Annotated in this window: 13 protein-coding genes, 1 tRNA gene and 1 pseudogene; 1 reads left to right on the forward strand and 14 read right to left on the reverse strand. The window is 31.3% G+C overall.

The window, feature by feature from the left end; genetic code table 11:
- The 5 genes and pseudogenes from CCE28_RS22770 to CCE28_RS14015 form a co-directional block, all read right to left on the reverse strand.
- Positions 1-1,105, reverse strand: a pseudogene (locus tag CCE28_RS22770) (hypothetical protein); the annotation flags it as partial.
- Positions 1,106-1,319: 214 nt separating this feature from the next.
- Positions 1,320-2,090: an enoyl-ACP reductase FabI gene (gene fabI, locus CCE28_RS14000; RefSeq protein ID WP_095134356.1), complete on the reverse strand. Its 771-nt coding sequence runs from the start codon at positions 2,088-2,090 to the stop codon at positions 1,320-1,322.
- 29 nt (positions 2,091-2,119) lie between these two features.
- Positions 2,120-3,517 carry a peptidoglycan D,D-transpeptidase FtsI family protein gene (locus CCE28_RS14005; RefSeq protein ID WP_095134357.1) on the reverse strand — a complete coding sequence of 466 codons (1,398 nt, stop codon included), beginning with the start codon at positions 3,515-3,517 and terminating at the stop codon, positions 2,120-2,122.
- On the reverse strand, positions 3,501-4,733 hold the full coding sequence (locus tag CCE28_RS14010) for an FtsW/RodA/SpoVE family cell cycle protein (protein ID WP_095134358.1): 1,233 nt from the start codon (positions 4,731-4,733) through the stop codon (positions 3,501-3,503). Before CCE28_RS14010 ends, CCE28_RS14005 begins: the two co-directional genes overlap by 17 nt.
- Before the next feature lie 2 nt (positions 4,734-4,735).
- Entirely contained in the window at positions 4,736-5,173 is a 438-nt protein-coding gene (locus CCE28_RS14015; RefSeq protein WP_095134359.1) for an FHA domain-containing protein, read from the reverse strand.
- Positions 5,174-5,474: 301 nt separating this feature from the next.
- Between CCE28_RS14015 and CCE28_RS14020 the strand changes: the two genes are divergently transcribed.
- Positions 5,475-5,551 (forward strand) — tRNA-Pro (locus CCE28_RS14020).
- A 54-nt stretch (positions 5,552-5,605) separates the two neighbouring features.
- Here the strand turns inward: CCE28_RS14020 and CCE28_RS14025 are convergent.
- The 9 genes from CCE28_RS14025 to CCE28_RS14065 form a co-directional block, all read right to left on the reverse strand.
- Positions 5,606-6,988, reverse strand: coding sequence for a sensor histidine kinase (locus CCE28_RS14025; RefSeq protein WP_095134360.1), 1,383 nt, complete (start codon positions 6,986-6,988; stop codon positions 5,606-5,608).
- Positions 6,985-7,683 (reverse strand): response regulator transcription factor, encoded by a 699-nt coding sequence (locus CCE28_RS14030; protein ID WP_095134361.1) that lies wholly within the window; start codon positions 7,681-7,683, stop codon positions 6,985-6,987. Before CCE28_RS14030 ends, CCE28_RS14025 begins: the two co-directional genes overlap by 4 nt.
- A 135-nt stretch (positions 7,684-7,818) precedes the next feature.
- Entirely contained in the window at positions 7,819-8,046 is a 228-nt protein-coding gene (locus CCE28_RS14035) for an SHOCT domain-containing protein (protein ID WP_095134362.1), read from the reverse strand.
- Positions 8,047-8,059: 13 nt separating this feature from the next.
- On the reverse strand, positions 8,060-8,239 hold the full coding sequence (locus tag CCE28_RS14040) for an SHOCT domain-containing protein (protein ID WP_095134363.1): 180 nt from the start codon (positions 8,237-8,239) through the stop codon (positions 8,060-8,062).
- 126 nt (positions 8,240-8,365) lie between these two features.
- Positions 8,366-9,715 carry a sigma-54-dependent transcriptional regulator gene (locus tag CCE28_RS14045; RefSeq protein WP_095134364.1) on the reverse strand — a complete coding sequence of 450 codons (1,350 nt, stop codon included), beginning with the start codon at positions 9,713-9,715 and terminating at the stop codon, positions 8,366-8,368.
- Entirely contained in the window at positions 9,708-11,129 is a 1,422-nt protein-coding gene (locus CCE28_RS14050) for an ATP-binding protein (protein ID WP_095134365.1), read from the reverse strand. The genes CCE28_RS14045 and CCE28_RS14050 overlap by 8 nt, the downstream gene beginning before the upstream one ends.
- Positions 11,130-11,207: 78 nt before the next feature.
- Positions 11,208-12,899: a methyl-accepting chemotaxis protein gene (locus CCE28_RS14055; RefSeq protein WP_095134366.1), complete on the reverse strand. Its 1,692-nt coding sequence runs from the start codon at positions 12,897-12,899 to the stop codon at positions 11,208-11,210.
- Positions 12,900-13,096: 197 nt separating this feature from the next.
- Positions 13,097-13,771 (reverse strand): TIGR01906 family membrane protein, encoded by a 675-nt coding sequence (locus tag CCE28_RS14060; protein WP_176461834.1) that lies wholly within the window; start codon positions 13,769-13,771, stop codon positions 13,097-13,099.
- Between the two features lie 40 nt (positions 13,772-13,811).
- Positions 13,812-14,816, reverse strand: coding sequence for a cytochrome D1 domain-containing protein (locus CCE28_RS14065; RefSeq protein ID WP_176461835.1), 1,005 nt, complete (start codon positions 14,814-14,816; stop codon positions 13,812-13,814).
- Positions 14,817-14,852 lie beyond the last annotated feature (36 nt).

The raw sequence follows: 14,852 nt of genomic DNA on the forward strand, positions 1-14,852 counted from the left end.
CTCCACCTTCCGCATGAGCACCTTCACCACTAGCTGTTGTAGGAGTCAAAGTACCACTTATATCTACTTCCTTGCCTTCAGCATGGGAAGAGTCTCCACTTGCTTCTGTATTTGTTCCTAATGCTACTGCATTTATTCCCATTATGTCTTGGCAGTTAATACCTCTTAATGAACCAGAATTGGTTCCATTTACAAGATTTTGTACACTTTGAGGACCTTGTGGCCCTTGAGGTCCTTCTGGCCCTGTGTCTCCTTTTGGCCCTTGTGGTCCTTCTGGTCCTGTGTCCCCTGCATTTCCTTGTGGCCCTTGAGGTCCTTCTGGTCCTGTGTCTCCTGTATCTCCTTTTGGTCCTTGGGGTCCTGTTGTTCCTTTGTCCCCTTTATCTCCTTTTGATCCTTGGGATCCTGCTCCTGTATCTCCCTTATCTCCTTTTGGTCCTTGAGATCCTGTTGCCCCTGTATCTCCCTTATCTCCTTTTGGTCCTTGAGATCCTGTTGCCCCTGTATCTCCCTTATCTCCTTTTGGTCCTTGAGATCCTGTTGCCCCTGTATCTCCCTTATCTCCTTTTGGTCCTTGAGATCCTGTTGCCCCTGTATCTCCCTTATCTCCTTTTGGTCCTTGAGATCCTGTTGCCCCTGTATCTCCCTTATCTCCTTTTGGTCCTTGAGATCCTGTTGCCCCTGTATCTCCCTTATCTCCTTTTGGTCCTTGAGATCCTGTTGCCCCTGTATCTCCCTTATCTCCTTTTGGTCCTTGAGATCCTGTTGCCCCTGTATCTCCCTTATCTCCTTTTGGTCCTTGAGATCCTGTTGCCCCTGTATCTCCCTTATCTCCTTTTGGTCCTTGAGATCCTGTTGCCCCTGTATCTCCCTTATCTCCTTTTGGTCCTTGAGATCCTGTTGCCCCTGTATCTCCCTTATCTCCTTTTGGTCCTTGAGATCCTGTTGCCCCTGTATCTCCCTTATCTCCTTTTGGTCCTTGAGATCCTGTTGCCCCTGTATCTCCCTTATCTCCTTTTTGCCCTTGAGGTCCTTCTGGTCCAGGGGGGCCAACTGGTCTACCAAAACTAACACTAATTCTAGTCCAATAAGGTTGTTCCATCATAAATAGCAATCTCCTTTATATTTAAAACAACATTGTGTCTAATAATAAGTTTTTCTATTATCATAATATGAGTTTTTATAAAAGTAGTGCCAAGCTACTTATTTATATGACCGAAGTAAGTTCACATACATTTAGATTTGACATGGTTTATCTATATATTTCAAAAATAAAAAAATCCTTGAGAGTAAATTTACTCTCAAGGATTCTATATTTATTATCCTACCATGCTAAATCCAGCATCAACGTGAATAACTTCTCCTGTTACTCCTGTACTTAGATCACTACATAGGAATACTGCTGTTCCTCCAACTTCTTTAGGGTCAACTGTTCTTCCTCTTGGAATCTTGTCCTCTGCTTGCTTTAATAGGTCGTTAAAGTCTTTAACTCCTCTAGCTGCTAATGTCTTAATAGGACCTGCTGATATAGCATTAACTCTAATTTCCCTTTCTCCAAGATCTTTAGCTAAGTATCTTGTAGATGCCTCTAAGGCTGCTTTAGCAACTCCCATAACATTGTAGTTAGGAATAGCTCTTTCAGCTCCTAAGTAAGTTAATGTAAGAATTGATCCACCCTCAGTCATAATTTCTTGGGCATGTTTAGTTACTAATACAAATGAATAAGCACTAATATCATTTGCTAATTTAAATCCATCCCTTGATGTATCATAGAAGTTTCCAGCTAATTCTTCCTTTTTAGAGTGAGCAATAGCATGAACTAATCCATGTAACACTCCTACATCTTCCTTTAATTTTCCAAATACTTCTGCCACATTCTCATCATTAGTAACATCACATTCATAAACCTTAGCATCTTTCATATCATCGCTAAGTAATTTTTCTAAATTTGTCAGACTTCTTTCTCCTACATATGTAAATGCTAAGTTTGCTCCATGTTTATGAAGCTCTTGTGCTATACCCCATGCAATACTTCTTTTGTTTGCAACTCCCATTATTAAGATATTTTTACCTTTTAATAATCCACTCATAAATATCTCTCCTTTATTCATAATTTTATCTATTCATTCAATACATTTAATGCATTTTTTAATATGTCTCTTGCGATAGGAGCTGCTGATACACCCCCACCTTTTCCCTCATTCTCCAAAACTACTACAACTGTAACCTTTGGATTATCTGCTGGTGCAAAACCTACAAACCAATCATGGGACTTGGAATTTGTCTGGGCTGTCCCTGTTTTACCAGCCACTTTAACACCACTTATTTTGGCTTTCTTCCCAGTTCCAAATTGAACCACATCCATCATCATATTGGTCAATTCCTTTGCATTATATCCATTAGTAGCATTTGCTAATCGTTTAGGCTGAGTAAGTTCTATTATTCTATTTTTACTATCTGTAATCTCTTTTACTAAATAGGGTCTCATTATATCCCCATCATTTCCTATGGCAGAAGTTACCATAGCCATGTTTATTGGGGTGACTAAAAGTTTTCCTTGGCCGATAGATAGGGATCCTAAATCCACCTTTGACATTTGTCTATCTATTGGAAAAACTGAATTCTTAGTGGCTATGTCAAAATGTATATCTTTATTAAACATATACTTTTCAGCCGTCTTTTTTATTTTATCATAACCTAAGTCTAATCCCATTTGAGCAAAGGCTACGTTACAAGAATAAGTCAAAGCCTTCCTCATGTCAACTTCTTTATGGGCTATATTTTTATAGTCTTTTAATATAAATCCATCAATAGTAGTTTGACCCTCACAAAAATACTTTGGTTCAAGGTCATAGTTAAGGGCACTAGTTCCAGTTACTAGCTTAAATACAGACCCTGGTGTATAAAGACCTTGCGTTGCTCTATTGAGTAATGGGCTATTCTCATTGTTAGCTATAGCCTTCCAATTTTCCACTATTTCATTAGGGTTAAAGTCTGGCTTACTAACTAATCCATAGATTTCGCCTGTTTTAGGATTCATAGCAACTACAGCGCCCTTTTTACCTTTCATTCTTTTTTCCATATAAGATTGAATTTCATGGTCTATAGTTAGAATCAAATTATTTCCTTTATTATTTCTCCCAATTATAGTATCTCTTACCTTTTCAATGGGAGATTTATCAAATCCCAATAATACTTTATTAAAGGATTTTTCAAGACCTGACTTTCCATATTCTTTGAAAGAGTACCCTATTATGTGAGAATACATATTTCCAAAGGGATACTTCCTTGTTTTATCTACATTCTCATAATTATCTGCCAATATTACTTTATTTCTATCTAAAATTTTTCCTCTTAAAATATTATCCTCTTTAATCCACAGTCTCTTATTATAAGGATTATTAATTATTTCATCCACTTTAAATGCTTCAATATAACTTAAATGTAGTATTAATCCCAGATACATAATACAAAAGAGCAATAGTACTTTTATAATTCTCTTAGATATGATGTTCATCTTTCTCCTCCTGATATGTATCTATTTCCTCAGAAGCTACTTGAAGTATTCCTACTAGTAAAAAGCTAGAAACTAGTGAACTTCCACCGTAACTTACAAAAGGAAGAGTAACTCCCGTAAGAGGAATAAACTTTGTAACTCCACCTATTATTATAAATGCTTGAAATCCTAATATAACTGTCATTCCAATGGAGACTATCTTAAAAAATTTATTATGCTGATTAAGTGCTATTTTAAAGCCCCTATATATTAATATTAAAAACAACATTATTACTGCAATTCCACCAAATATACCCAATTCTTCACATATGGCTGAAAATATGAAATCCGTATGTACTTCAGGTATTAGTTTAGGATATCCAAGACCTAATCCCGTACCAAAGAACCCTCCTGAAGCTATGGCAAACAAGGATTGAGTTATTTGATAACCTTCTTTTTCTATATATTTCCATGGATCTAACCAAGCTATTACCCTTACTCTTACATGATATACAAATATATAACTTAATATGGCTATTACGGTTGCCAATATAATTTGAACATATATTTGCTTTCTATCCTCTTCATTAATGTATAGAATCATAAAAAAGGTAAAGTAAAATATCATGGCTGCTCCTAAATCTCTTTGAATAAATAAAAATAGTATGAACACATATATGGAGCCTAAGAACACATAAAAATTCATTTTTTTATTAGAATAGTAAGAAGCCAAATAAAATACAAATAATATCTTAATTAACTCTGATGGTTGCAATCCAATTGGTCCTATTTTAATCCAGTTAGTGGCACCTTTTATTTTATCTCCTAAAACTAAAGTTAGAATAAATAGGCCAACTGATATTATAATATAATGTTTAGTCCAGTTTTGCCAATTCTTGATCCTCTTAACAGCCACATAAGTTATGAAATAAAAAATTATCCCAATGGCAAACCAAGCCACTTGCTTTAAACCATATTTAGGGTTTAATCTATAAATCATTATTACACCTATACTAGATAACATACTTACTATTAGAAATATATAATTGTCTCCATTTGGAGATAATTTAGATAAAGAAAGATTGGCCACATATATGGTTACAATAAACAAGCCTCCCCACAAAAGGGTCCCTGGATCAAAGACGTTCTGATACATATAAAGCAAAAATATTGCCAGCAAATTTATTAAAACTATTAGATTTTGAGGCATCTTTTTAAAAAAGAAATCATTAAACATCATTACACCTCTTTAACGGTATCCACGTATAAAAATTCTACCTGACCCATTTTTATTCTATCTCCATTTTGTAACATAACCGTATCTATTATTTTTTCTCCATTAATAAAAGTTCCATTTGCACTATTTTCGTCTTTTATTAAAAAATAATCCTCATTTAAAACTATTTTAGCTTGATAGTTTGATATGGTTGGATCTTTTATGGTTATATGGTTATCATTTTTTCTTCCTATGGACATGGTTTTATCTAAAGGATATACTTCCTTTATTTTAAAGGGCAAGGTGTCCTTCCTATTTATAAGCTTTAAATATGGACAATTTCCAATTAGTCCTGTCATATTTTGAATATCTAAATAAATCATTTTCATAATATTAAATATAAATAGATATATTATTAAAATAAATGCATATTTAATTATTGTTGAAAAAAAATTATACATGTATCATACCTCCATATCTATTTTACCATTTATTAGCTAGATTCCCAAAGCATATTAGAGTTTATCCATATAATTCCTATTAAATACTATACACTATAATTATTAAAAAAATATTAATTCTATTAACTTTTATTACCTAGTCCTATTTTATAGAACATTTCAACAATTCCTTATTTTCTTATTATAATCCAAAATAAGGAGTATTTACTAGTATTTAAGAGTTTTTTTTATTTTCCACTTAAAAATAGTCAAAATTATAACATGCTTTTTTCCCTAGATAATGGTAAACTATATTTGTCGACGGGGTGTAGCGCAGTTTGGTAGCGCATCTGGTTTGGGACCAGGGGGCCGCGGGTTCAAATCCTGCCACCCCGACCATTAAAAAACTTAGCATAATATGCTAAGTTTTTTTTATTTAAATTTTCTCGTATTTTAAAATTTAATTATAAACGTAGTACCTTTTCCAATCTCACTCTCCACTTCTATCTTTCCTCCATGGGCTTCAACTAATGTTTTTGTAATAGTTAGTCCAATTCCCGCTCCTCCTGTTTCTCTACTTCTTGACGCTTCTCCCCTATAAAATCTTTCAAATATATAAGGTAAATGCTCATTTGAAATACCTATTCCTTCATCCTTTATCCATATGATAATTTCCTTTTCATCCTTCTTTAATCCAATTTCTATCACTCCATCATCATTAGAATATTTATAAGAATTTGAAAGTATATTAAATAGTATTTGTTTTATCTTATCCTCATCCATAAACACTTCTACCTTAGGTAATATGTTCATAATGATTTTTAAGTTCTTCTTTGCGTATTGAGGTTTAAAAGTGTCAATTACTTTTTCAAGTGTATTGGATAGACTAAAATGAGTTTTATTTAAATTCAAGTTACCTTGTTCTAATCGAGCCAGATCTTGTAAGTGATTTACTAGCTTTTTTAAGCGTAATATTTCCTCATGACAACTTTGGAGTCTTTCTGGTGTTGGTTCCCATATTCCATCCATAAGAGCTTCCACATGGGTTTGCAATGTTGTAAGGGGCGTTCGAATTTCATGAGCCATATCCGATGTTAATCTCTTTCTAAGTTTTTCTTGGTCCTGTAGAGTTTGAGCCAAATAATTTATTGATTTTGAAAGCTCATCAATTTCTCTAGCATTGCTATTCACTTCCGAACGTATTTTTAGGTTTCCATTTCTCATTTCATTGGCTATTCTTGTAATTTTCCCTAATGGTCTTGTCAATTCTTTTGACATGATTAAACTTATGATAAATCCAAATATGAATGTGATTATAACAGAAATTAAAAAGGATTGATTCAATGTATTTTTAAATCCAATGTCCCTTTCATTGAGATTTGATGTACCAAAATAGCCAATTATAATTGTCCCTATATTCTCTCCATTTTTCATTATGGGAAAACTCTCTTCCTTATAGGAGGTCAATGTTGAATTGGACTGTCTATTCATCATATGTTTCATCATAGAACCCATCATTTTTTTATGAACAAGATGACTTTGGCCAGATGAAAAGACCACATTTCCATAGGTATCATTAATCTGTATATATAAATCCTCCAAAACTGCGTACCTTTGAATTTGACTATCATGTATTTTTTTAAAGGGATTCTTAGGATTATACAATTCTTCTACTAAACTTTTCACCTTATCAATCTTTTTTTCGTGCTCCTCTAATAGGTATTTGTCAAACTTTTTATCTATCATATAATTAGAAATAATACTTGTAATCAAAATAGAAATAGATACTGTAAGTAAAAAACTAAGGGCAAATCTCTTTCCTAAGGATGTTTTCATTTTTTATCTCCAAATTTATAACCTACCCCATATACTGTTTGAATATAGGTTGGTTTCTTTTTATTGTCTTCTATTTTATGACGAATATTTTTTATGTGAGTATCAATTATCCTATCAAATCCATCATATTCTAGACCAAAAGCCTTTCTTAGGAGCTGATCTCTTGTAAAAACTTGCCCTGGATTTGATAAAAACACATTTAGGAGTTTAAACTCATTAGGAGTTAAATTAACTAATTTGCCCTTTTTCTTTACCTCAAATCTCTTTATGTTAACTTCCAAATCTCCATCATTAAAAGTCAAATAATCTGCTAAGGGACTATTTTCTCTGTATGCCCTTCTCATAAGAGCTCTTACCCTTCCTACTAACTCTCTAGGACTGAAAGGTTTTGTCAAATAATCATCTGCTCCAATAGCCAATCCTTGGATTTTTTCATCTTCCTCATTTTTTGCCGTAAGCATAATAATAGGTATATCTGAAGTAGTTCTAATTTTACTGCATACCTCTTCTCCCGAAGTCTTTGGCAACATTAAATCTAAAACAACTAGATGTATAATCTCTTCCTCAAAAATTTCTAAAGCCCTTTCTCCATTTGTAGCAACAAGAACCTCATACCCTTCCTTTTTTAAATAGGCCTTTACTACATCTAAAATTTTTTGTTCATCCTCAACCACCAATATTCGTTTTTTATCCATTATTAAACACCTCTTTAAACACACTTCCTCTTATTTATATTTTGTCATAAGTAATTATTATTATAAATAAGCTTCTTCTACATAGCTATAATTTCCTATAGATTATAAAAACATAGCTAGAGAATAATTCTCTAGCTATTTCCCTCTTATGACTTTTTTCTTTTGAATATATTCATCTTCACTAATTTCACCATTTACAAACTTTAAATCTAATGTTTGTAGGGCATCATTTCTGTTATAACTATTATTTCTCATAATTTTAGCAGTCCATATACAAAGGCCTACAACCACTGCTATACCTAGCCCCATGCGTATAATCATCCATGGCCACCATGCTCCATAACCAAATCCAAATCCACACATATCCATAAACCTCCTAACTTCTTAATATATCTTTCTTACGCTTATATTCTTCTTCTGTTAGTTCACCACTTATAAACTTTTCATCTAAAATTTCTAAAGGACTTCTTTTACCAGAACCATATATTGACTTATGGTTATCTTTAGAAAAATGTATAATTAGAAAAATTATGATTGGTATCCATAATAACATCATAAATTTATCCCTCACTTTTCTTCTTTTAATGTAATTATAGTAAAGAAATGTGTAGGAATTATGTAGATAATAAAATTTTGTTATAAATAATAGGTTTATGAATATGATTGTGAATAATAACACTAACTATTTCATATTGTATTTTTCCATCCTATATATAAGGGTATGCCTTGTAATACCTAATAATTGTGCTGCCTTTGTCTGATTATAATTCATTTTATCTAATGCCTGTTGTATTAACCCTTTCTCTACCTCTTCTAGATTAATACCCTCTTTCGGCAATATAAATTCACAAGTCTCTTTATTTTGTAATAGTATTTCCCTTGGCAAATCATCTCTATAAATTGTATTTCCTTGAGATAATATGACAAGTCTTTCAATAACATTTTCAAGCTCTCTAATATTTCCCTTCCAGTTATAATTAACCAACATTTCTAAGGCATCATCACTTATGTTTATTTTATCTCTTCTCATTTCTTTACAATATCTTTGTATAAAATAATCTATTAATTGAGGAATATCTTCTTTTCTTTCCCTTAAAGCTGGCAGTTCTATAGGTATAACATTTAATCTATAGTACAAGTCTTCTCTAAAGTCTCCTTCTTCTACCATTTTCTTCAAATCCCTATTGGTTGCAGAAACAACTCTAACATCCACTTTAATTAATTCAGTTCCCCCTACACGCTCTATTTCTTTTTCTTGAAGAATCCTTAAAAGTTTTACTTGTGTAGCAGGGCTTAATTCACCTACCTCATCAAGAAATATGGTTCCAGCATCTGCCCTTTCAAACCTTCCTGGTTTTCTATTTGTGGCCCCTGTAAAAGCTCCCTTTTCATGTCCAAACAATTCACTTTCTAATAAGCTTTCGGGAATTGCTCCACAATTTACTTTTATATATGGTTTATTTTTTCTCTCACTATTATAATGTATAGCATTTGCAATCAATTCTTTTCCCGTTCCACTTTCACCAGTTATTAAAATCGTTGCAGGACTTTTAGCAACACGATTTACAATTGCTAGTACTTCCTTCATTTTATCACTATTTCCTATGATTAATTTTCCAGTCTTATCCTTTAATTCTTCTGTTAGAAATTCTATCTGTTCTTTCATATGACCAATATCTAATGCTTTTCTTATTTGTAGTTTCAACTCTTCCACATCAAAGGGTTTTGATATATAGTCTAGGGCTCCTATTTTCATTGCCTCTATTGCAGATTCCATTGTTCCATGGGCTGTAATCATTATTACAGGTACATTAGTATTAAATTCCTTTATCTCTTTCAGTGCTTCCATTCCGTCCTTTTTAGGCATTCTTAAATCTAATAATACAAGATCAGGTTCATTTGTTTTCACTTTTTCTATTGCCTCTACTCCATTAGATGCAGTAATAATTTTGTATTCTTCATTCTTTAAGGCTTTTTTCATTGCCCATATCATGTTCTTTTCATCATCTGCAATTAATATCTTCTTATGCATGTTTCTCTCCTCCTTCAATAGTAATAGGAAGAAATACATCTATTTTTGTTCCTTTACCTACTACACTATCTACTGCAATATATCCCTTGTGTTCTTCTATAATCCTATGGGTTATGGACAAACCAAGGCCCGTTCCAATGTCTTTTGTTGTATAAAAGGGTTCAAATATTTTTTCAATTTTTTCTTTAGATATACCTATTCCACTGTCTTCAAAGGAAATTTTCAACCAATCCTTTTCTTTTAATAAATCAATATGAATATTCCCACCATCTGGCATAGCTTGTACAGCATTAAAAATTATATTTACAAAAGCCTGCTTTAATGCCTCCGCATCCACAAATAAGTTTACATCATCTCTAGATTTATAATTTATTTTCACACTATGCTTTTGTGCATATTGTTGGGTAATCAAAAGGATATTCTCAAGTAACCTATCTATACTCTGAATCTTTCTCTCATGTATATTAGGTTTTGCAAAATCCAACATACTTTTAATCACCGTATTTGCCCTGTCCACTTCATGAATTATAATCTCAAGACCTTCTTCTAACTCTTCATCCTCCGTATCCTCATGTATGGTTTGTGATATGGTCTTTATTATTCCTAAAGGATTTCGTATCTCATGGGCAATGCCAGATGCAAGTTCACCTAAGGCTGATAACTTTTCAGCTCTCCTCACTTGTCTTTCTAGATTTCTTATTTCAGATATATCTTCAAGTACAATAACAACGCCTTCTACTTTATCTGTAATGCTTCGTAATGGATATGCAAATAATTTTACATAAATATGCTTTCCTTCTATAGAGTGACATTCTGTTTCCATATTCAAGTCTTTTTTCTTATCATTCAATACATTTATTAATATTCTCTCCACTTTATCATACTCTACAAATAGAGACCTTAAGTCTTTTCCCAAGTATCTTTCATTTAGATTAAATAGTTTTTTCCCTTCTTTGTTAATGGATTGTATTTTAAAATCCTTATCTACAGCTATAAAAATATTTGTTATACTATCTAATATATTTTGAGTATAATTTTCAAGATCAGTTAATTTTTTAATTTGTACTTCTAACATTTTTTTCTTATTAAAATCAGATTTAACTAAAAATCCTGTAATTGCACCTATAACTATAAACATCATAATTTCGAAAATTTGATTCAAGACCTCTATATTAATTTTTCCGAAATATATCATTAAATGGGGAGCATATAGTATAGAAATGAAAATTGAAGCCAATAGGCCCCCCTTTAATCTAAATTTAAAAGCAGCAACAATGATAGGAATATAATACAACCTTCTATAAAAATCATGTATATCCCATTTTGTATCTGTAGTAAAATAATGAAGTAGTGTAATAGTTATAATAGTCATACTTATAAATAATATATCCTGAATCTTTTCTTCATTTCTCATGATTTATCTCTCTTTCATATTTATAATTATCTTAGTGATTATAAAATCCCATGAAATTTATTTCATGGGATTTTAGTTTTATACTTTAAAAAATTCAATCATCCTATTTAAGGCTTCTGTCATTTCATATAATTGTTCTGATGTTACTCCTATTTCTTCTGTTATTGCAACTTGTTCCTGCATATTTCCATTCATATTTTCCGTAGATAAAGCCACCTCCTGAGCAATATCCACTACTTTTCTTGTTGTTTTTGTCATTATTCCAGTTGCATTAGCCTGTTTTGAAGATTCCTTAGATATTTCTTCTATTTTTTCAACTAAATTCTCTATTCTCTCCATAATGATTTTAATATTACCAGCTGTATCTTTTGCTACTAATGTGGCTTTTGAAGCTTTATCTTCTGTTACTAATATATTATTTACTACCCTATGAGTTTTATTCTGTACTTCCGAAATCATTTTGTCTATGCTTTTGGCAGCTTGAGCACTTTCCTCTGCAAGGTTTCTAACTTCTTCAGCTACAATAGTAAATCCCCTTCCATGTTCTCCTGCTTTTGCAGCCTCAATATTTGCATTTAAAGCCAGCATATTTGTCTGACTTGCAATGTTTTTTATCAGTTCTGTGATTTCTCCAATTTTTTTAGATAAATCATTAAGTTCCTCTATAGCATCTTTTACTTCTTTTGTTGTTTTTTCAACATCAGAAATTGTAACTGCCACAATGTCTACAGATTCTCTCCCCTTCTCAGCTGAGTTTTTTAAAATAATAGAATCCTCCATTGCCAAATTAGTAAAATCTAATATTTCAGTGGCACTATGAGCAACCTCATTAATATTTGTATCAATGTTTTCCACAGATATTAATACTTCTTGAGTACTATGGGAAATGTCACTGATCTTATGACCTATTTCATTAGTCCCCTTATTAGATTCATCTAGGGCACACGTTAGCTGCTCACTCCCCTGTTCCACGCTACTAGATATAAATTTAATTTGAGATACTATATTTTTTAATTTTTCTCCAGTATTGTTTAGTGCTCCTATTAATATACCAATTTCATCCTTTGATTTAGACTGAATTTTATTTGTTAGATCTCCTTCTGAAACACCTTTTGCAAATTCAACAGCATTATGTAATGGTTTTACTATAGATAATGAAATTGTTTTAGCCAATAGTATGCCTATAATTATTGCTACAATAATAGAGATTACTACTAGTTTAAATGCTTTATGATAGCTCTCCATGCTCTTATCATAATGATGTTTCCCCTCTTCTAATTTATGCTGTACAATTTTATCTACAAGCTTTTCAATATCATTAGATATTTTCATGCTTTCCTTTCCTAAAGCTAATGCCTCTTCTTCATTTCCCTCTATATTTTTATTGATTGCATTTATTTGTATATTCTTTAACATATTCACTTTATCTATGAGAACATCAATTCCATCTTCTGTTCCATGATCTGATATTTTCTTAAATTGATTTAGATTTTCAATAATCCCTTGTGAATACATTTCTTCTAAATGCATGAAATGTTCTTTCTTTTCCTCAACACTAGAAGATATTAGTATATTTTTTTCAGTTCTTTGAACTAAACCTATATAATATTGAGCTTCTTTTATGAAGTTTACACCATTGACTTGATCATAATACATGGACTCCATATTTTTGTTAACCTTATTTAGCTCATTTAATCCCATAGCCCCTAATATGGCTGTCAATAATATCATTATTGCGAATGCTAAAAATAATTTATTTCTTATCTTCATAAAACCAAATCCCCCCCATAATTCCCCTGAATAGAATTTTTTACATACATCCCATTATAAAAATAGATTATGAAGAAATTATGAAGATTTCACCAATTCACTCAACATAATTACCATAGGTATTTTTCCTCAAGCTTCCTAAGTTTTATAACTTATCATGTATTAGATTTCTATTTTAAATAATAACCCTTTAACCTCTAATCCTTTTTTAATATAGTTAAAGATAATGTAAACATTATAATTTGTATTGCTAAAAACCAACTCCCTATTTTTGAGGTTATATCAATAAAAAACTCTAAAGGTAACATATTGATTAATACGTCTGTGCGAGGGTCTAAAAGCCATAGGTCATTATTAAAAAAAACTTCATGAAAATAAGTGAAATATTTATAAAAATCTATTTTAATGAGTATAATCAGTGAAACTGTGACTATCAATGCTAAAAGACTAGAATAAAATATGCTTTTATACATATCCTTTTGAGTAACACTTAACATAGAGAGAGCCAATATAACCATTGATAGACTAAAATTTCTCACTGAAAATCCCTTTTGAAATAATTTTTTAACATCAACCATATGTTGTTTTTCTCTTTGACCAAAAACCTCCCGTTTCTCTCCTTGTATTTTTGCGTAAATTTTTAGATTATCTTCATCATCATTAATATAATTAATAAGTTTTGTTGTAACTCTATTTAAATCTTGAAATTCCATTCCTGTAACAGAAGAAATATTATACTTTTTATATTCTGTCATATAAAATTCTTCATTAAATGCATTTATCTGAACTACCGTTAGTAAAATAACTATTGGTAAACATATTATAATTAACATACTCCATATTAAAGTAGCATTATGTTTATTCCTTTTCACCTTATACTCCCCATTCTTCATTTTGTTGTTACATCAAAACTTATTTTATATTAATAAAATCTATCTCATGGGGATCTTTTCCTAATTTTATTTCATCTATAATTTCATAAGTATTTATATCTATTACCGTTAAGTTATTAGACTTTAAACTAGTAACATATGCATATCTTCCCTTTGGTACAATGGACACATGGTTTGGTTCTCCTTTTATTGTTATTGTTTTAATGACTTTTTTCTCATCTATATCTATTACTGTTACACTTTTTGAAAATCTATTGGTGGTCCAAATATATTTTCCATCATTTGAAACTGCTACCCCATGGGTTCCTGGACTTACTTCTATTCTGTCTATTTCTTTCTTCTTTTCCACATCTACTATAGACAATGAACCATCTTGAACATTAGCTACATATAAAATTTTATCATCTGGAGAAGGTTCTAATTCATTTGGCATAAGTCCCACTTTTACATTTCCAACAATCTCACTTTTCTCCACATCCATAATGGACACATTATTTGACATGACATTTGAAATAAAGGCAAATTTACTATCTTTGCTAAAATCTATGTGTGCAGGGCTTTTTCCATTTGATTTTATAGTTTTAATTATTTCATCTTTCTTCGTATCTATTATTTGTATATAATCAAATTCATCATCTACTTGTAACGCACCACTGGCAATATATACATACTTACCATCTGGAGTTATATCAATTCCATGTACGTTTTTACCCGTATCTATTGTTTTTATGAGATTTTTTGTTTTAATATCATACACAAAAACCTTTCCATCTTCTGCTCCTCCAGTGTATAACTTTTTCCCATCAGGTGTAGTTCCTATACCATCAGAAACCCTTTCTCCTACTTTAATGTTATCTACTAATTCACTTCTTTTAACATCTATAACGGATATGGTTCCATCTGCCGCATTTGGAATATATGCTATAAAGTTACTATTTAAATTATTTTTTGTATAATTTATTCCTATAGCTATTCCTATAATTGCAATGAAAATGATAAATACTCCAACTTTTTTATTTTTCATAGTTTGTTCACTTCCTATCATATTTTCTAATATGCA

It is taken from the genome of Anaeromicrobium sediminis (genome assembly GCF_002270055.1).
Lineage (GTDB): Bacteria > Bacillota > Clostridia > Peptostreptococcales > Thermotaleaceae > Anaeromicrobium > Anaeromicrobium sediminis.